This is a genomic window from Paenibacillus sp. EKM10P (assembly GCF_011800655.1).
Taxonomy (GTDB): domain Bacteria; phylum Bacillota; class Bacilli; order Paenibacillales; family Paenibacillaceae; genus Paenibacillus; species Paenibacillus polymyxa.
In genome coordinates this window covers 937481-955046 of sequence record NZ_JAALET010000001.1, presented here as the reverse complement: position 1 = coordinate 955046, position 17566 = coordinate 937481, and the positions used below count along the sequence as shown (strand labels likewise).

The window sequence follows — 17566 nt, the reverse complement described above, 5'->3', positions numbered from 1 at the left end:
ATCTCACGCTCCTTCGCAGGTTAGTAGCAGACATGTCGTCAAGTTGTAACATCTTGCTTCAGCCTACATCAGTTTCCGCTGCTGGAACCACAAGCGTGGTCAAGCTTGTCCCCTATGTATCGACAGCAAAAAGCGAACCTGGATACGACATTTGCGCCGACAGGGTACAGCAGTCTTTTCATCAGACAGGCTGTATGCTAGTTAAAAAAGAATGCCTCCGTCGGCAAGCCATCCGACAGAAAGGTGGATTCCATTGAAAAAAAATCATTCCGGGCATTATAGCGTAGGTATGATCGCAGCTGTGCTGATCGGCCTGTCCGCAATCTGTCCGTTCGCTTCCATTCATGCGGCTCCCTCAGCCGTTCAAGAAAGCAATGTAAGCTCAGCATCCAACTACAACGAAAGCTCCCAGGTTCCTCCAATGGAATCCAGGACCCCTTCTACTTCTTCCACATCCCCGGGTGACGTTTCATCAAAGCCTCCTACTCAGCAGCAAGGGGTGCCTGAGGACGTGAAACGGACAGCGAACGATACCGTACAATCTCTATCGTCGCAAGCCCCTTTTGCTTCGTGGAAAGACACCGAGCTCAGCTACCATCCGCTCGGACCTGGAACCCATAGCTGGCTTGTTCAAGTGAACCATGCAGGAGAATACATCGGCTACCTGATTATCGGATCAGACTCAAACGGCGCTTATCAACTCAACGAATACGGGAGTGGGCCAGGCGGACCTTATAGTATGGATATACTTCGTCAATCCCTTAAGTCGCTCACAGAAACCGAATTTTCTTCTATCGACAAGCTACAAATTACACCTATGTATGAGGAACCTCTATTAGCCTACTGGCAGGTACGTTCCTCTACGGGTAGCCAAATATGTATTGATGCTGTTACTGGCGATCCGCTACCTGTTGAAGTAGCAGATGGGAGCTGGAAGCATAAGCTCCAGAACAACGCGACTTCTTCATCTATACCCTTTTTGAAAACTCAGGCACAAGCAGTTACTGTGTCGTCTGATCCTTTCGATCCCTACGATGATCTGGGTTGGCTTCAACCTAAGCACAAACTTTCCATCCACAATACTAGCCAATTTATGGACGCACTCAGTAATTCACGGCGTATGATTTTTTCTGCCACAAGTATCAATTTTGCCTTTGGGGGCCCCTTATCCATTAGCGGGTATCAAGCTTGGATTTCTCCTGATCATCCGTCCGAACCCATTTTATATGCATTGACCTACCACGATGGACTTTCCCGATTTGTGCCACTACAAAAGTTGTTGCCCTATGGTGAATTTTTGTATTTGAAATCTTAGTTATTTCAGTAACCATAAAAAGGTATTTGAAATTATCCCTAAACAACATAAAAAGAGACCTCAAATGGCATACCCCATGCCTCTTGTGGTCTCTTTGGCGTGTTTAACGTTGCTCTCTTCGCTCTCTGCGTGTGGATTTTATCCACATTTTCAGAGCGAGAGGCAACATTCCAAACCATTTGCTTACCCACGGCTCCTTGGCTTGTTTTTGGCTGCGTCGAACATCGCGCGGCGTTTCCATATAACGCACAATCCGCTCTGTAATGTACGTCACCAGTTCGTCACTCTTCGCCATCCTCCATGACCTCCTTCATCTGACCTAACATTTCCGATCACCGTATCTTGGTATACCAAATTACACGTTAGGTTCAAATACCACTAGCTTGCACAGTTTTCAGCAGCTCTAACCCTTGCGGGATAACTATGCATGGTTTCCCTTAAATGGAACATACTATCTTCAATATAACAGTTCCCTCAAGGCTTATTGTTATATTTGAAGACAACTACGCTACTTTAGGTTTGACGTCTGTTATGCATGGTTTTCAGTAAACAATCAATTCGTCCATTGGAGGAATAGAACGTGTTGAATAAAAAGTTAAAGAAGATGTGCCTGGCCGGGCTGGGGTTAAGTTTTTGCCTCCTTTGTAGTGCTGTATTTACCCCGTTTGCTTATGCAACTACTCTGCCTGAAGAGAAAAGCACCGAAATAAACAAGCATACAGAACCCCTGTTCAACCGGTCCTATCACGCTTTTGCCAAACCCGTGGTCCTGATAGATGTAGGTCATGGTGGTGTGGATGGTGGAACAAGTCACAAAGGACTTCTGGAAAAAGATATCAATCTTGCTATTGCTCAAAAACTATACTTGATCTTACGTTCCCAGGGTTACCCTGCTGTCCTGAATCGGGACAAGGACTACGCACTGAGTGATGATAACCGTTGGTTGCAGTCCAAATCGCGGCATCTTAAAGATCTCGCCCAACGTAAAAGCCTGACAGAGCAACTGCCTACTTCTTTGGTTGTCAGTCTGCATGTCAATTGGACCAAACGTGCCGAAAAACGCGGACCCATTGTGCTGTATCAGGATGAAGGCAGCAGCTATCTGTTAGCTGAACGGATTCAGCATTCATTAAACCGCTTATTTTGCATGAATAGACAAACCATATATGGAAAACCCTTTTATCTTCTGAATAAAATCCAACATCCCGCTGTAATAGTGGAAACCGGATTTATCAGCAACGAGCAGGACAGAGCCATGCTTTCCGGGGATCACGGTCAAAAAAGGATTGCTGAAGCTATTGCCGAAGGCATTATTGCGCATCTGACGGCATGGTAGTATTCGTGGCTGGGTCTCCTGTCCATCCCCATACATCACGCACCAGATCGCTAATACCGACAAATTGTGCATGCTCCTTTAATTTAGGGACCGATGAATGAAGCCCTGAGGAGGTATACATACCGGACACGCCGACATGTCCAATCGTTACACAGGTATCGTGCTCTGCCAACCATTCGACCACTTTACTAAGTTGCCGATTCACATGAGCGAGTGTATGAACATCATCCAAAAAAACATCATTTCGCACCGGTGGCATTCCCTTTTTAGCAGCAAGTTCAGGCACCACTGACCAATAATTAGTACGGCTATCAACAAAAAATAGTCCATATTCCTTACAAACATCAAGAACGACGGACATAATGCGCTTGTCTGAGGTGACCTTGGAGCCCATATGGTTGTTCATTCCTATGGCATAAGGAACATCCTTAATTGCTGCTGTCACCTTGGCGCGTACTTCTTCATCCGTCATATTAGCCTTGATTGCTCCCGGTCCAAGCCATTCAGGCTTGCCCTGCTTGGGCTCCATTGGAAGATGGACGATAACATCATGACCACGCTTATGCGCTTCCATAGCGTCCTGTTTGGTTGTTGGCAGGAAGGGCATGACAGCAACGGTGATTTTGACAGGTAAATTTAGAATCTCCTCGGTACCTTTCATATTGTTCCCTAAATCATCAATAATGACAGCAACCCTTTTTTGCTGCTGGTTCTGCTGGTCTATTGCTTCGGCAACAGCAGTTTTACAGATCATAAATAACATACAGACTGAAATACAAAGCACTACAATTATTTGCATTCTAGATCTTGCATGGTGTGCAAGCGCATAAGACGAATCCTTCCGGCTGCGTGATGCTTTTAAAGCCTTTTTTATTATATTTCTCATGTGCAGTTTCCGTCGTGTACTCATTTGCGGGTCAGCCTCCTTCTCTGTCCCTTCATTGTGTGAGTAAAACCGTTTAAATATGTACAAGGCAGATCTGAGATATAATCTCAGATCTGCCTTGAAGTGCGCATAATAACGTATATTAAAACTGATTACCAGTTTTTGTCGATAAATTCATCACGACCGGATTGGGCTCGATCTTCCTTATAATGTTTCACATTCTTCTTGTGATAATCCTGATGATAATCCTCTGCCGGATAAAAAATCGAAGCCGGAAGAATCTCCGTTACAATTGGCTTATCAAAGCGTCCGCTTTGTACCAATTGTTCCTTGGATTGCTGTGCAAGCTCACGTTGCTGCTCCGTATGATAAAAAATGGCAGGTTTATATTGTGTGCCTCGGTCCTGAAATTGACCTTCTCCGTCGGTAGGATCTGTTTGCGGCCAATACAATTCAAGTAGCTTTTCATAAGGAAACAGCTCAGGATCAAACGTAATCTGCACCACCTCATAGTGCCCTGTTGTTCCTGTTTTAACCTGTTCGTAGGTCGGATCGGAAATCGCCCCTCCAGTATAGCCTGAGACAATACTATGAATCCCCGGCTGCTCCTCAAACGGAGTCACCATACACCAGAAGCACCCACCTGCAAAAGTTGCTTTCTCCATCTTCCATCCAACCTTTCAATAGCTTCATCATAAAACGTGTTACTTTCTATCATATCTTAAAAATTGAACTTATAAAAGAATTGCTCAAGGACTTGAATAAAATTCAAGTCCTTATATTGTCCTTCCTGGGAAATCTGCAATAACTCCGAAACATAGAAAAGGTTTATAAAACTGCTACGAGAGCAATTCTATAAACCTTTTCTAAATGGATGCGGTCGAGAGGACTCGAACCTCCACGGGGGGTTAGCCCACACGGACCTGAACCGTGCGCGTCTGCCAATTCCGCCACGACCGCATATATATTTGTCGTCTATTTCAAAAGAATCAATCTTTCTTAGCGACAAGATAGATCATACCATGCTCAAATAAAGTTGTCAAACCTTTTATTTTTCTTTATTTATTCTTGATAAAAAAGGAATAATACGATAATATAAGAACATAGGTTCCTATTAACTTATGTTCTTTCACTTCGATGACTATGAATTATCATCACATTTCCCTAAGGCGGTGAATGGTAATGATCTCTTCAGATACTACTCAGCATCCATGCTCTCTTGTGAAAAGTTATCTACTCCTTACCTTTATTCAAAAAGTATTTGAGCGTGACAGCCTAATTCTTGAGGAAAGCGGCGTGCTGAAAACCCCTGATCTTTATGTCGAAATGGTTAACGCAGGAATAGATCGTACCGGAATCCTGCTATCTGAAATCAAACATGAATTTAAGAAGTATCACATTCGTGTTCTAGACATCCAACAAAACCACTCCGGCGTTCACGCCACCTATATATATAAAGGCGTCAAAGAACAGTTCAGTATGCCTATGTCCGCATTCCGCAAAGAAATGTATGAACGAATGCGAGCTTATTTGGGGCTCCCTACCTCTTTGCCTCATACGGCAGCTCTACCTTTACCAGAGAAATATCGCCCCGAATTACCCAATAACTCAACCCCCAAACCCCTACGCGTTGTTGGGCGAAGTTGGGTTGCATCCTCTTCTGCCTACAAGCATAAATCCCCTCGCCCTGCTGCTTTTGCTGCAAGTAAAAGAGCATAATCCCCGCACTACACGCAAAAAGAAGCTTCCGCAGGCACTAACTGTGCTCGGAAGCTTCTTTTCATAACCATCATTTGTTGAGATCAATCTATGTCCGCTATTACGATTATAAGTTATCTGTATGAATGATTCGCTTTAATGTAACGCCTTCTGTACACGGGTAACCCCTTGACTTAGAGCATGTCCTCCACCAACTGCAGCAGCTACAGCAACGGTCTCCATAATCTCCTGATCACTGCCTCCTTTGGAACGCGCCTCATTCACATGATAAAACGTACACACCTCATTGTTGGCAAATAAGCCAATACCTAGTGCAATCAGTTGCTTGGTTTTTTCATCTAAACTGCCGGCTTGAAAGCATTCTCCGGTAAAGCGATGATAGGCATGAACTACCTCGGGCAACTTATCTTCCAAATGGCTGATTTGATCCTTGTATGCATGTACTTTTTCGTCCATAACCGTCATTGACACAGCACGCCCTCTCTGTTGAGTTTTCCTTCATTACTGTGTCCGATTTAGAGTTTCTGTATGCCTAATGAAACACCCGTTTTTTAGCCAATCCCCATTTGGAACTCGTTTCTTAATCCAGATCTATCGGATTGTGTCGCGGCTCGCTGAACGGCTGATATGTATAGCTGCGATCCAACTTGACCACACGTCGATTCTGGCGGCGAATAAGCACCTGTTCATCATCCCATGCCAGTACAATGCCAACCACATCGTTGGACTCCAATCCATCGCGTACGACGCGTACCTTTTCACCAGAAAGTCGATAAGCATCCAATTCTTCGTCCATTATCATTCATGTCCCCTCCTTGCCCATTTTTTTCAACACAATGGCCATAATTTTATATGCATGAAAAAGTTTAAAAAGAGACCTAAACAAATCATTTAGGTCTCTTTCCGCTTACTACTTATATGGATTGCCAACAGAGCAACAAATTATCCCGACTGATTTACACTGTGATCATGTTCTTTTGTATCGTTCTTCTCGTACCAGAAGTCCAGCACTTGTGCAGACAACACTCGCTGTTCTACATACTCCACTTGGTGAGCAGTAAATTCTTCTTTCCAAGAGAAAGACAATTCTTCGCATAGGTTAACCAATGTCAGCAACTCAGACCAGGCCACATAGCGTTTATACCAAAAAAACTGAGGATGTTCAATCATATAGGGATACAAATCGTCGAATTCCGTATGCTTACAATCCAAGGCGCGTTCAAAATGCACTTTAGCCGCTGCCAGTTTTTCCAGAAAAAACTGTTCGGTCAATTGTTCATTCCCCATGTTGCTGCCTCCTCTCCCAAACCTTATATATATTATAAGCGAAATTGATGCTCATGCAAAGGTTATTATTAGAAATAAGGATCCGAAGCTTCGAATTGTTACTATTCAGCAAACTCTATCTTACCGTCAGCCAATGACGAAATTTTAACCAATGATTCTACACGAATGCCCTGCTCACGAATGGTTCTGGCTCCGGCCTGAAACATTTTTTCAACCGCAACTCCGAATCCAACCAACTCCGCTCCGGAGCGTTGAATAATTTTAACCATGCCTCGTGCCGCATCGCCATTAGCGATAATATCATCAATGAACAAAACACGATCATGCTCATGAATAAATTGACGAGACAGCATAATATCTGTGACAATCCCTTTTGTAAACGAAGGTACACGCTCACACAGCGCATCTGGATCAGCTAATAAAGTCTTTTTACGACGAGCAAATACCAACGGTACACCCAACTCCAACGCTGTCGCAAACCCGATGGCAATGCCTGAGGATTCCACGGTCACTACTCTAGTGATCTTCTCTTCCCGAAAACGGGCTGCGAACTCTCGTCCCATTTCCATTGTCAGCTCTGGATCAACCTGGTGATTAAGCAATCCATCCAGCTTTAGTACCTGATCTGACGCAATCACACCTTCATTTAAAATTCGTTTCTTTAATACTTCCATTCCATGACCTCCCACGGCATTCCTATGCGGTAAAAGTACCATACTTCACCCGTCGCTTTCAAGCTATAGCCTGTTTTCCATGCATTCATGTGATATTTTTTTTACGTTTGTTCCAGAACCATGCGGTGATTCCTCCCAAAACGATTAAAAGAATAACGATCAGGCCCACCCGATGAGTCACCTTCTCCATCAGCTTAGCCACCTGTTCCCAGTGCATGCCCACCGCATGCCCGATCCCCAAAAATGTACCACACCACAGCAACGCTCCTGCCGATGCATAGCCGATATAGCGAAAAACACCTAGACGGGTTGTACCTGCCAGATAGGATGACACATGTCTCAAGCCGGGGACAAAATATCCGAACAAAATTCCCCAGGTACCATAGCGCCCGAACCAATTTTCGGAAGAAGCAATCCTGGAAGGCGTAAGCCTCACCCATTTACCGTATCGGTGCAATAGTGGTTTGCCCAGCAGACGACCCAATGTGTAGCTAAGCATCATGCCTGTCATACTACCGAAAAATGTGACTGCCAGCGCAGCAATAAAGTTGTAGTGTCCTTGAGACACGAGCCCGCCAAAGGCGATCATTAGCACTTCGTCGGGTATCGGCATACCAGCTACTCCAAGGGCAAGCAAGCCGAACATTGCCAAATATCCGTATTCCAGTATCCACGCAAGGATTTGACCCATAAATTACGCTCCCGTCAAGCTATTCATTAAATGCAGTATAATTATTTTCAGTCTCATCCAGTCATGTCCTATTTCAGTTGAACATAGTTTGTATTATATGCTCGCTGCAGCGTTATTCAAGCAGGCAAGGGGGGACTGGGAATGAAACGTAATATTCATGTTTTTCAGATTGCTTTTACATACATTGGTACAATCGTCGGTGCCGGCTTCGCTACCGGACAAGAAATATTGCAATTCTTTACGCAATATGGACGTTGGGCTACAATCACGATTATGCTGTCCACACTCATATTTGTATGGTTGGGTACGAAAATGATGCTGATCGCTCATGATATTTCAGCCCGCTCCTACGAGGATCTGAACAAGCACCTTTTTGGTTCCAATGCCGGAAAATGGATCAGCATATTCACACTTTTTGTGCTGATTGGCGTGAACAGCGTCATGCTGGCAGGAGCCGGCTCTGTTTTTGTGGAGCACCTTCACCTGCACTACCAGACTGGACTGCTCATTACACTAATCGGAACTTACTTGCTGCTGAATAAAGGTATTAAAGCGATTTTGCATATGAACACCATTGTTGTCCCGCTGATGATCACTATATCTCTTTTGCTCGTTCACAGTACCCTTTCCATGCCCAATCCGCAAAGCTTTATTACGAATACGACAGACCACAGTGTGCTACGCACATGGATATCTCCGCTCCTGTACACGTCCTTCAATCTGGCTATGGCTCAGGCCGTGCTTGTCCCTCTAGGCAGCCAAACTTTCTCCCGTAAAACGATCCGCTGGGGCGGTGTTTTGGGCGGAATTGGTGTTGGCTTTATGCTGATGGCTGCACATTTTGTCATGTCAGCGCAAATGCCAGGCATTCAGCAATTTGAAATCCCTATGGGAAGCATTGCTTACCGTCTAGGCGCCCTTGTTGAAATCATATACATTCTACTCATTTTCATGGAGATCTTCAGTACCTTTGTGGCCGACATTTATGGAGTCAGTCTACAAATTCGTCAGCATGTCCAAATTTCGCCCAAGCTCATTACATTATTCATTATGCTCACCTGTTTTTTAATCAGTCAGTTCGGCTTCAGCTCACTGTTATCTGTGCTTTATCCTATTTTTGGAATGCTCAGTCTGATGTGGGTCAGTAAACTGATCTTAGCAGGACGCGGAAGACCTTTCCGCTCCTCACGTCCTCGCTCCAGCTTTCGGCATTCTGATTCCAAACCAGGTGATACCCGTCATGGTTAGTGCGGAAATTTCAAATACATTTTTTTCAGTTCGTTAACAGCACGACTTAATGAATAGCTTGATTTAGCCTTGTCGCAGGCGGATCTAGCCAGTTCATAACGATAGGCAGGGTCAGCGATGACCTTTTCTAATGCGTCTGCCAGTGCCTTCGGATTATCGGGTGGCACGAGCAGACCATTTACCCCATTTTCAATCTGCTCCGGTATTCCCCCTACTTCTGTACCTACCAATGCCAGACAGCTCAACGCCGCTTCTGCAAATACGGAGCCAAAGGCCTCCGCCCGCGAAGGCAATACAAATACATCAAAGAAAGGCATAAACTCTTCCGGGTGAAGAGTATATCCATAAAAAATCGTCTCGTGGTATATATCCAGCTGTCGCGCCATCTCTTCCATCTCAGGCCGAATCGGACCATCACCAATGATATGGAGTACAAATTCTTGATTTCTTTTTTTCAGCTCAGCGCAAGCCTGTAATAGAATATCAAGTCCTTTGGCGGGAACAAGTCGGCAAACGGTTATAAGCTGTGTCACTTCATTTTCGTGAGGAATGGGCTTAAATCGCTTCTCATCATATCCATTTGGAATAACCACAACATCTTGCGGATGCTGTACATAAGGTGTTAAGTAATGCTGAAAAGATTGCGATACTGCTATCAGGCGATCCGCCTTCTGCTCCATTTCTCGGTACAGTGACACTAAGAATTGGTGTTCAGGCCCGTTCTCCTCTATTTTCCCGTTCAGAATTAACTCCTTCTCATAGGAAGAGTGAATCGTCTGTACGAGCGGGGTATCAGGAAATACGTTTTTCATAGCTAGCCCGGCAATCGGATGATGAGCATGAATAAGGTCAAAGGGCTTCTGAATACGAAGCCGAGTCCACCACAAATAATCACGGTACGTCTGAATATATTTTTGAACGATAGGATATTGCTCATATCTCGTCCAGTCGAAGGTATCAAAGATTACTTCGTCCCTACCCTTGTTACGAATCCGTTTAGGGATTGAAAATAACTCCATTTCCCAACGGGGGGACGTAAATCGCTCTTGCAAATATGGAATCATGGATGAAACGCCTCCCGGTTGCTCGGGTGGGAAAAAGAGAGCCTGTAGCAATTTCATGAGTGCTTCCCCTTTCAAGCATTAAACTGCCCGGAACACAGGATATATGTATAGGTTTCCGGATTTTCTGAAAGATGATATATTGAGAATAAATGTTAGGCACAAAAGAAAATTATAACATTTTAACTGGAATAAATCCTGTCTATTGTATCGGAACGATATCGTCCGTTCAATAGATAGATTAATTTTACAAATGGAGTCGGTGATGTTGACGTTGTTGTCCTTATTGGGAACCTTGGGCTCCCCATCTCTGGCCGGGGCCATAAGTGCAGCCTGCGGTTTGTATATTATACTCATGATGGCGCTAATGTGCGTGATCATATATAGCAGACAACGAAAAAAAGCCTATATCCTTTTTTCGGTTGCCGCTATTTTTATTATGACATATGAAGCGATGAATCTCTATTCGGCAGGCGGCGGCCAAATGCAACTGCAGGGAATCGTGTGGAAAAATGCTTTGGAGGCGTTTGCCTTCGTGCTCATCAATGCCGCTGTATTTCAGCTTTACCGAAAGCTAAAGCTTATGGAAAAATGGGTCTTGCTGTTACTGGCTGCGTTATTAATACTGCCAGTAATGGCTTGGACTTTAGGTTTGCTGCCTACTTGGATTAGCCCAGTGAAGTTGGTTGGATTCACTTTGTTTTATCGTGTGTTAGTGCTTATATTAAGCCTTCTGTTCATCACCCCGCGAATCGGACAGCCAAAGAAATTTATGGCAGGCCTATTCACTTATCTGCTCTGGCTTGGTTTTCTCTGGCTGCGAAATGACATCCCTGAAGAAGCAGACGGATCAAACACAATCCTGTGGATGTCATTTTTACCATTGCTGTACTACACTACGTTATTTGTCATCCTGTTTGAACGGATTGTGGAGCTACTCCAAAGGATTTATCGTTCTTCCATTACCGATGGCCTGACAGGACTGTATAACCGTAAATATTTTTCGGGGCGACTACGACGATATATGGACCAGGGAATCCGCGTGTCGGTCATTTTTTGCGATATTGACAATTTCAAAAAGCTGAATGATACGCAGGGCCATGCTCGTGCGGATGAAGTTCTCAAGCAGGTGGCACAGATTATGGAGGACGAACTGGATGAAATCGGGCTGACCGGACGATACGGTGGCGAGGAACTGGTCGCAATGGTTGTGGATCGTCGGGCCAAGGTGGCGCTGGTCGCAGAACGAATCCGCGAACGTGTTGCTGAGGAAAGCATCGTCACTATCAGTGTCGGACACAGTACTGTGAAGAAGGAAATGAACCCGGATGAACTCGTCAAACAGGCCGATCAAGCCATGTACATATCCAAAACGACAGGTAAAAACAAGGTTACAGCTTATAAGGCAGCGGAAGTGAAACAAAATCGGGCAGCACGCGCACAATAATTCGCAAATTACGATTCGTTATCGAAGACTGCCTATGAATACTGCTCTGTCTAATTGTCTATATCCTAAAATGACGCACAGGAATCTCGTACGAGTCTGTGCGTCATTTATATTTAATCTTACCATCAAGCTTCTGATGTTGCGGAAACTATATCACGGCCGATCAATGCCAGTTCTTCGCTAGTCAGCTCTCGATAGCTGCCCAGTGGAAGCTGATCATCCAGCTTCAATGGCCCCATGGCTGTTCTTTTCAAGTAGGTCACTCTTTTACCAACCGCCTCGAACATGCGCTTCACTTGGTGAAACTTACCTTCATGGATTACAAGCGAAATATAGGAAATGACTTCCCCATCTGCCTGATGCGGCTGTTCATGCCGAAGAATCGTCAACTGCGCGGGAAGGGTGACATACCCATCGTCCAGTTCCACTCCTGCTGTAAATTGAAGGATATCCTCCTCCGTGACAAGTCCCAACACCGTAGCTTCATACGTTTTGGGGACATGACGCCTCGGAGATAGTAGTTCGTGCGCCAGCTTGCCATCGTTGGTCAATAACAATAGGCCTTCTGTATCTTTATCTAGCCGCCCTACTGGAAAAGGCTCGAAATGTCGTTCCTCCGCACTCAGCAAATCCAGCACCGTTCGTTCCCTCGTATCTTCGGTTGCAGATATAACACCTGGGGGCTTGTGCAGCATGATGTAAATATACTCTCTAAAAACAACAAGTTCGCCGTTCACTTCAATTTGATCTTGATATGGATGAACCTGTAAGCCGCTATCCTTGATGATCCGTCCGTTTACTGTGATCATACCTTGCTTTACCTGTCTCTTGATATCACTACGGGAACCATAGCCCATATGGGTTAAAATTTTGTCCAAACGCTGAGTTTGTCTTCCTTTTCCACTCATACCGATGTCCACCTCCAGCCTGTAGGATATTCATTTTTAAGCATGCCGTCCTGCCATTTGCCCCACCCGGCCGAATAACCATCAATACACACGAGAGTATAGCCCTTGGGTTGGACTTCGTTCCGAAGCTCCATTCTCTCAACAGGGATGGACAAGGTTTCACCTTTTAAATACCGGATGGCTTCAGCATCCGAGCTGGAAAGGTTGATGCTTCTAACCGCCTCAAAAGAGCGCAAAGCCACCGCCAGTGGGTGTGAAGGTACGAAACGACCATTTCTATCGGTTCCCATAAACCAGCCCGGACGTACCACCTTAAGCCCGTCCAAACGATGTGATGCCAGCGGCGACTGATAAATTCGATCTCCGTAGACCACCGTGTAGCCTGCAAATGAAACCTCCAACTGCTCCTGAACAAATTGATGATAAGATTCCAACACATCATGCGGGGAGCGTACAGCAGATTTTGCATTTTCTTTGCCCATACGTGACTTGTTACCATCAAAGCCGCGCGTGGTCTTTCCTTTGCCTGACTTTCCGCCCATTCCTTTTCCGGTTCGTTTAGGCTCATCAGTCGTGCGCCTTCCTTGGACACTTGGGAGCAGCGCTTCCTTGACGGGCAAATGTTGCTTCTTGTGCGAATATGCTGCTTCTATTTTTAATATTCTTTCATTCTTGTTCGTATATAGAGGCAGTTCCCCTGACTCAGTGTGATCTGCTGTCGAAGTGACACGACCACCACCCTGATGCTGCAATATGGCGATAAAATGCCCTTCACCCTCTACAAGATGCGGCCATAGGCGTGCTGTACCTCGCAGTTCCGGATGTGCCGATGCAATCTCTTCATTCATCCATTCCGGGTGGCCTGGTGCAAAACCTGCTTCCGAAGGAACAGGGACTACGTTAAAATCGGGATGAGCCTCCAGAAATTCCGCAATCATTCCTTCATTTTCTTCCGGGGCAAAGGTGCAGGTCGAATAGACAATTCTCCCCCCATCGCTCAGCATCGAGGCCGCTACACGCAAAATGTCCCGTTGCATGACCACACATTTTTCTACCGAGTGTGTCTCCCATTGTTTGGCCATATCTTCATCCTTACGGAACATACCTTCTCCCGAACAAGGTGCGTCAATTAAAATTTTGTTGAAGAAATGAGGAAAAGCATCTGCGATACGATCCGGGCTTTCATTCAATACCACGGCATTGCGCACACCGTACAGTTCCACATTTTTAGCCAGCGCCTTGGTTCGATCGGCGCTAATATCATTGGTCACCAGTACGCCACTTCCTTGCAGTTTGGCTGCGATTTGGGTTGATTTCCCCCCCGGTGCAGCGCACAAGTCCAAAACAGCTTCACCCTGAGCTATATTGAGCAGTTCAACCGGAGACATCGCACTCGGTTCCTGTACATAGTACAACCCAGCATGATAGTAAGGGTGAAGTCCAGGCTTAGTGCCGTGCGGAATGTAAAAACCTGTGGGACACCACGGAATCGGCCGCAGTTCGAACGGAGAACGTTCCTTAAAGTCCTCTACTGGAATTTTTAATGTATTGACGCGAATCCCGGCATGGGGCGTGTGGTCATAGGCAGCCATAAAAGCCTCAAATTCATCACCGAGCAGTTGTTCCATGCGCTTTACAAATGCTGTGGGGAGCTGTACACCCATAATCGTAATCATCCTGTCCTGTTAAAATAAATTTTATTGTACCATAATCAACCTGTTATCCGGCAATATCTGTGTGATTTACAAACTTTCACTACAAGCTGTAATGTTGTATAATAATGAGGTTCATAGTTACATATTTTAGATTTTGATAGGAGAGATTCCATTGAACGCACAAAAATCCAACAAAAAAAAGCTTATCCCTGTCATTGGCTTTTTTGTTGTGCTTGTCATTTTGCTTGGAGTGCTGCTCGCTTTAAACTCGGGCACTAAAAACAAGCTGTACGGCGTTTCCACAGCCTCGTTAAATCCTGCTACCCAGGAACTGCTAAATGATCCGAACTATCAGCAAATTATTAAGCCAGAAGATTTACAAAGTAAAATTGACAAAAAGGAAAGCTTTTTCGTCTATCATTTCGCTTCCGACTGTGTTCACTGCCGTGCCACTACTCCCAAGCTCATGCCTTTGAGCAAGCAGGAGAATATCACGATGCACGAATTTAACCTGCGTGAGTATGAGGCTGGCTGGGACAAGTACAAGATTGAGTATACTCCCACGCTTGTTTATTACGAAAAAGGCGTGGAAAAGGAACGTATGGTAGGTGGGTTGAAGGAAAGTCCTTCAGACAACGGATACACACTCGACGATTTCAAAGCCTTCTTTGAGAAATATAAAAAGAACGTGACCTCTTAGATAAATCTCCTCACGTCTGACAATGATAAAGCAGCCCGATCCCTATAAAACGGATCGGGCTGCTCGTTTATTATACGCTACAACATCAAGGCGCATCCTTCGTTTCCATCTGGGCTGAGCGTAAGCTGCCAGCGGCCTGTCTTCGCCTAATCGAAGCTTCCAGCGCCTGCTGACGCTGCTCATGCTTTTCCCCACGCCGAGGACCTCTCTGCTGAGGGTTGTTGACCGGAACGGACAATGATGCCTTCTCCACGGCCTGACGCAGTCCGGGCTCGACAATTTCAATCGTCAAATCCCGATAAACCGGCGGTTGACGTTGAAGCTCTTCCGAACCTTCCATAACAGCTTCAGCAAGCTGCCGGGCGCAAGCGCGCGCCTCGTCTACCAGCTTCGCCATATTAATGCCCAGCGCGTGCGAAGAAGCATGTTCCAGCCTATGTGCCGCACTGTCCAGCATCATGTATCCACCACGATAGTTACCATTGCGAAAATGATACAGTCCTACAGCAATTTGCAGCAAACCTTTATATACAGGGTCTCGGTCCAGCTTAAGCCACAGCTCTTCCAGTACCTCATGACATTCAAAGTAATCCCGATCCCGATTGAAGTATACTAAATAAGTCACGTACAACGGTTCATAGGAAGGGTTCACCATTTAAAACTCATCCCTGTCTTCTTCCTTAGTTGAAGCTTCCAGCATCTCCTTGACCTCATCATGCAGCTGCTTGATTCCTTCCATGTCGTGCTGCTCCCACAGTTCATTAAATCTGCGCTGCGCCTCAATCGTTTCACTAATTTTATGGTAGAAATACAGACGATGCATGCCTGTTAGCACTTTGGATACGATATTGGCTTCATCCTCAAACTTCTTCTGCGCTTCCAATATTTCAAGACGGATGGAAGACATTTCATTATCCAGCACAAAGGCTGCCTCAGCCGCTTTTTTCAACCGGGCTCGCATATCATCCGGTAAGCTCTCACGATACTTATAGCTAAGAGAATGCTCTATGGTTGCCCAAAAATTCATAGCCAACGTACGGATTTGAATTTCGGCTAGTACGATCTTTAACCCCACTGCTGTCTGAACCGGGTACTCCACAATCATATGAAAGCTGCGATAGCCGCTATCTTTATAATTGGTGATATAGTCCTTTTCATACAATACCGTCAAATCCTTACGTCTTCGAATATATTCGGCTACCCGCCGGATATCCTCTACGAATTGACACATAATGCGAATGCCGGCGATATCCTCGATCCCCGTCTCCAGCTGATCAGGTGGAACCTGTAATCTCTTCGCCTTATCGAGGATGCTGGATATTTTTTTAACCCGTCCAGTTACGAATTCGATAGGAGCGTATTCCTCGCGCTTTTTCAGCTCCGCACGCATTGTTTTGAACTTGACCTTAAGCTCTTCCACCGCCTGATCGTATGGCAGCAAAAATGTTCCCCAGTCTCTTCCGTCCATCCCCGTACCTCCTGTCTCTTCCGACAACACTGTTTTATCTGTGAGCTGCACCAACAACCTCGGTAATATGTCTAAAGCCGTCCTTTCGAAGCAGCTCACGCAGACCGGCATGTATAGCCCGGTTTACTTCCGGCCCCTCATAGATCAATGCTGTATAAATTTCAATCAGGCTAGCGCCTGCTTTAATTTTGTCATAGGCATCACGACTGGTAAAAATACCGCCTGATCCAATAATAGGCAGCTTCCCTTCCGTCTGGCGGTACACCCGTCCAATGACCTCTGTGGAACGGTCACGTAGCGGCTTACCACTCAATCCTCCGGTTTCACTTGCATTCCGATGCGTCAGACCAGTTCTGGATATCGTCGTGTTCGTTGCAATAATGCCGTCCACTCCGCTAGCTGCAATCGCATCTGTCATATATTCCAATTCCTCGTCCGATACATCCGGCGCAATTTTGACCAGTACAGACTTGGCTTTACCATACTTTGTCGCCTGAACTCCCATCTCTGCCCGAACCGCTTCCAGTAATGACTTCAGTTCACTGCCATGCTGGAGTTTTCGTAAATCCGGAGTATTGGGTGAACTAATGTTCACTACAAAGAAGTCCGCATACGGATACAGTGCGGAAATACACTTCTCATAGTCCTTATGAGCATCCTCATTTGGCGTGACTTTATTTTTGCCGATATTAACAGCAACCGGTACAGGTCGATGTTTAAGGGTAGCCAAACGTTGGGCCATGCTCTCAGCACCCAGATTGTTAAAGCCCATCCGATTGACTAATGCCTCATCGGGAGGCAGTCGAAACAAACGGGGCTGATCATTGCCGGGCTGTCCGACAGGTGTCACCGTGCCTACTTCCATAAAACCAAAACCGATGGAAGAAAAACCGGCAACCGCTTCAGCATTTTTATCCAGTCCCGCAGCCAGTCCAATCGGGTTGGGAAAATGAATGCCAAACAGGTCAACGGCAAGATCTTCCGTTTCCTTGACTCCATACATCCCTCGCAACGTCGCCGCTCCACCAGGAAGTGAGCCAACATGTTTTAAGCCGTCAATGACTACATGATGGGCCCTCTCTGGACTCATTTTGAAAAAAACAGGTTTCGCGATCCTTCGATACAACACGATTCATCCACTCCGTTCTATGCCCTTGCACAATCCTAAAAA

At 45.6% G+C, this 17566-nt stretch carries 20 protein-coding genes and 1 tRNA gene; 6 read left to right on the top strand and 15 right to left on the bottom strand.

All coding sequences use genetic code 11. The features are described from left to right. Window positions 1-253: 253 nt before the first annotated feature. Window positions 254-1315, top strand: a complete 1062-nt coding sequence (locus HFE01_RS04425; protein ID WP_167438174.1) for a hypothetical protein — start codon at window positions 254-256, stop codon at window positions 1313-1315. A gap of 103 nt (window positions 1316-1418) precedes the next feature. Here HFE01_RS04425 and HFE01_RS04420 read toward each other — a convergent pair whose 3' ends face one another. Then, window positions 1419-1610, bottom strand: coding sequence for a YqzE family protein (locus HFE01_RS04420; RefSeq protein WP_016819149.1), 192 nt, complete (start codon window positions 1608-1610; stop codon window positions 1419-1421). A 285-nt stretch (window positions 1611-1895) separates the two neighbouring features. Between HFE01_RS04420 and HFE01_RS04415 the strand changes: the two genes are divergently transcribed. After that, window positions 1896-2651, top strand: a complete 756-nt coding sequence (locus HFE01_RS04415; RefSeq protein WP_107734304.1) for an N-acetylmuramoyl-L-alanine amidase — start codon at window positions 1896-1898, stop codon at window positions 2649-2651. Here the strand turns inward: HFE01_RS04415 and HFE01_RS04410 are convergent. From HFE01_RS04410 to HFE01_RS04400, 3 genes are all read right to left on the bottom strand, one after another. Continuing rightward, window positions 2626-3561, bottom strand: coding sequence for a divergent polysaccharide deacetylase family protein (locus HFE01_RS04410; RefSeq protein ID WP_017425825.1), 936 nt, complete (start codon window positions 3559-3561; stop codon window positions 2626-2628). The genes HFE01_RS04415 and HFE01_RS04410 overlap by 26 nt on opposite strands. Window positions 3562-3689: 128 nt before the next feature. Beyond that, on the bottom strand, window positions 3690-4202 hold the full coding sequence (gene msrA, locus HFE01_RS04405) for a peptide-methionine (S)-S-oxide reductase MsrA (protein ID WP_016819146.1): 513 nt from the start codon (window positions 4200-4202) through the stop codon (window positions 3690-3692). A gap of 210 nt (window positions 4203-4412) precedes the next feature. Beyond that, window positions 4413-4497 (bottom strand) — tRNA-Leu (locus HFE01_RS04400). Between the two features lie 222 nt (window positions 4498-4719). Here HFE01_RS04400 and HFE01_RS04395 point away from each other — a divergent pair. After that, the gene (locus HFE01_RS04395) at window positions 4720-5256 is read left to right on the top strand and encodes a YhjD family protein (protein ID WP_107734305.1); all 537 of its coding nucleotides are present in this window, start codon (window positions 4720-4722) and stop codon (window positions 5254-5256) included. A gap of 135 nt (window positions 5257-5391) precedes the next feature. Here the strand turns inward: HFE01_RS04395 and HFE01_RS04390 are convergent, their stop codons facing one another. From HFE01_RS04390 to HFE01_RS04370, 5 genes are all read right to left on the bottom strand, one after another. Next, on the bottom strand, window positions 5392-5721 hold the full coding sequence (locus tag HFE01_RS04390; RefSeq protein ID WP_107734306.1) for a carboxymuconolactone decarboxylase family protein: 330 nt from the start codon (window positions 5719-5721) through the stop codon (window positions 5392-5394). A 115-nt stretch (window positions 5722-5836) separates the two neighbouring features. Continuing rightward, window positions 5837-6058 (bottom strand): hypothetical protein, encoded by a 222-nt coding sequence (locus HFE01_RS04385; protein WP_016819755.1) that lies wholly within the window; start codon window positions 6056-6058, stop codon window positions 5837-5839. A gap of 140 nt (window positions 6059-6198) precedes the next feature. Further along, complete coding sequence (locus tag HFE01_RS04380) at window positions 6199-6543, bottom strand: hypothetical protein (protein WP_013370520.1); 345 nt, start codon at window positions 6541-6543, stop codon at window positions 6199-6201. Window positions 6544-6644: 101 nt separating this feature from the next. Then, window positions 6645-7217 (bottom strand): xanthine phosphoribosyltransferase, encoded by a 573-nt coding sequence (locus HFE01_RS04375; RefSeq protein ID WP_016819754.1) that lies wholly within the window; start codon window positions 7215-7217, stop codon window positions 6645-6647. Between the two features lie 85 nt (window positions 7218-7302). Further along, entirely contained in the window at window positions 7303-7908 is a 606-nt protein-coding gene (locus HFE01_RS04370) for a DedA family protein (protein ID WP_016819753.1), read from the bottom strand. Between the two features lie 141 nt (window positions 7909-8049). Here HFE01_RS04370 and HFE01_RS04365 point away from each other — a divergent pair, with 141 nt between their 5' ends. Then, window positions 8050-9156, top strand: coding sequence for a YkvI family membrane protein (locus tag HFE01_RS04365; RefSeq protein WP_107734307.1), 1107 nt, complete (start codon window positions 8050-8052; stop codon window positions 9154-9156). On the opposite strand, the gene HFE01_RS04360 is transcribed toward HFE01_RS04365, so the two are convergent. Beyond that, entirely contained in the window at window positions 9153-10277 is a 1125-nt protein-coding gene (locus tag HFE01_RS04360) for a glycosyltransferase family 4 protein (protein ID WP_031463252.1), read from the bottom strand. The genes HFE01_RS04365 and HFE01_RS04360 overlap by 4 nt on opposite strands. 205 nt (window positions 10278-10482) lie before the next feature. Between HFE01_RS04360 and HFE01_RS04355 the strand changes: the two genes are divergently transcribed. Further along, a complete protein-coding gene (locus HFE01_RS04355; protein ID WP_107734308.1) occupies window positions 10483-11664 on the top strand; it encodes a GGDEF domain-containing protein in 1182 nt (393 codons plus the stop codon). A 125-nt stretch (window positions 11665-11789) separates the two neighbouring features. Here the strand turns inward: HFE01_RS04355 and HFE01_RS04350 are convergent, their stop codons facing one another. After that, window positions 11790-12572, bottom strand: a complete 783-nt coding sequence (locus HFE01_RS04350) for a pseudouridine synthase (protein ID WP_107734309.1) — start codon at window positions 12570-12572, stop codon at window positions 11790-11792. Continuing rightward, window positions 12569-14236 (bottom strand): RsmB/NOP family class I SAM-dependent RNA methyltransferase, encoded by a 1668-nt coding sequence (locus HFE01_RS04345; protein ID WP_044785511.1) that lies wholly within the window; start codon window positions 14234-14236, stop codon window positions 12569-12571. The genes HFE01_RS04350 and HFE01_RS04345 overlap by 4 nt, the downstream gene beginning before the upstream one ends. 163 nt (window positions 14237-14399) lie before the next feature. Between HFE01_RS04345 and HFE01_RS04340 the strand changes: the two genes are divergently transcribed. Further along, window positions 14400-14927: a thioredoxin family protein gene (locus HFE01_RS04340; RefSeq protein WP_016819747.1), complete on the top strand. Its 528-nt coding sequence runs from the start codon at window positions 14400-14402 to the stop codon at window positions 14925-14927. Between the two features lie 85 nt (window positions 14928-15012). Here the strand turns inward: HFE01_RS04340 and HFE01_RS04335 are convergent, their stop codons facing one another. Genes HFE01_RS04335 through HFE01_RS04325 form a run of 3 tightly spaced genes read right to left on the bottom strand, consistent with a single transcriptional unit; the run spans window position 15013 to window position 17524 of the window. Then, the gene (locus HFE01_RS04335) at window positions 15013-15582 is read right to left on the bottom strand and encodes a DUF309 domain-containing protein (RefSeq protein ID WP_044785509.1); all 570 of its coding nucleotides are present in this window, start codon (window positions 15580-15582) and stop codon (window positions 15013-15015) included. Beyond that, a complete protein-coding gene (gene yjbM / locus HFE01_RS04330) occupies window positions 15583-16395 on the bottom strand; it encodes a GTP diphosphokinase (protein WP_044785508.1) in 813 nt (270 codons plus the stop codon). Between the two features lie 34 nt (window positions 16396-16429). Next, window positions 16430-17524 carry a quinone-dependent dihydroorotate dehydrogenase gene (locus tag HFE01_RS04325; RefSeq protein WP_107734310.1) on the bottom strand — a complete coding sequence of 365 codons (1095 nt, stop codon included), beginning with the start codon at window positions 17522-17524 and terminating at the stop codon, window positions 16430-16432. Window positions 17525-17566 lie beyond the last annotated feature (42 nt).

What these genes read in the sequence shown, in the direction of transcription:
- HFE01_RS04420 (WP_016819149.1), bottom strand. Translation starts at nt 1,610, where the DNA reads ATGGCGAAGAGTGACGAACTGGTGACGTACATTACAGAGCGGATTGTG.
- HFE01_RS04410 (WP_017425825.1), bottom strand. Translation starts at nt 3,561, where the DNA reads ATGAGTACACGACGGAAACTGCACATGAGAAATATAATAAAAAAGGCT.
- msrA (WP_016819146.1), bottom strand. Translation starts at nt 4,202, where the DNA reads ATGGAGAAAGCAACTTTTGCAGGTGGGTGCTTCTGGTGTATGGTGACT.
- HFE01_RS04395 (WP_107734305.1), top strand. Translation starts at nt 4,720, where the DNA reads ATGATCTCTTCAGATACTACTCAGCATCCATGCTCTCTTGTGAAAAGT.
- HFE01_RS04390 (WP_107734306.1), bottom strand. Translation starts at nt 5,721, where the DNA reads ATGACGGTTATGGACGAAAAAGTACATGCATACAAGGATCAAATCAGC.
- HFE01_RS04385 (WP_016819755.1), bottom strand. Translation starts at nt 6,058, where the DNA reads ATGATAATGGACGAAGAATTGGATGCTTATCGACTTTCTGGTGAAAAG.
- HFE01_RS04380 (WP_013370520.1), bottom strand. Translation starts at nt 6,543, where the DNA reads ATGGGGAATGAACAATTGACCGAACAGTTTTTTCTGGAAAAACTGGCA.
- HFE01_RS04375 (WP_016819754.1), bottom strand. Translation starts at nt 7,217, where the DNA reads ATGGAAGTATTAAAGAAACGAATTTTAAATGAAGGTGTGATTGCGTCA.
- HFE01_RS04370 (WP_016819753.1), bottom strand. Translation starts at nt 7,908, where the DNA reads ATGGGTCAAATCCTTGCGTGGATACTGGAATACGGATATTTGGCAATG.
- HFE01_RS04365 (WP_107734307.1), top strand. Translation starts at nt 8,050, where the DNA reads ATGAAACGTAATATTCATGTTTTTCAGATTGCTTTTACATACATTGGT.
- HFE01_RS04360 (WP_031463252.1), bottom strand. Translation starts at nt 10,277, where the DNA reads ATGAAATTGCTACAGGCTCTCTTTTTCCCACCCGAGCAACCGGGAGGC.
- HFE01_RS04355 (WP_107734308.1), top strand. Translation starts at nt 10,483, where the DNA reads ATGTTGACGTTGTTGTCCTTATTGGGAACCTTGGGCTCCCCATCTCTG.
- HFE01_RS04350 (WP_107734309.1), bottom strand. Translation starts at nt 12,572, where the DNA reads ATGAGTGGAAAAGGAAGACAAACTCAGCGTTTGGACAAAATTTTAACC.
- HFE01_RS04345 (WP_044785511.1), bottom strand. Translation starts at nt 14,236, where the DNA reads ATGGGTGTACAGCTCCCCACAGCATTTGTAAAGCGCATGGAACAACTG.
- HFE01_RS04335 (WP_044785509.1), bottom strand. Translation starts at nt 15,582, where the DNA reads ATGGTGAACCCTTCCTATGAACCGTTGTACGTGACTTATTTAGTATAC.
- yjbM (WP_044785508.1), bottom strand. Translation starts at nt 16,395, where the DNA reads ATGGACGGAAGAGACTGGGGAACATTTTTGCTGCCATACGATCAGGCG.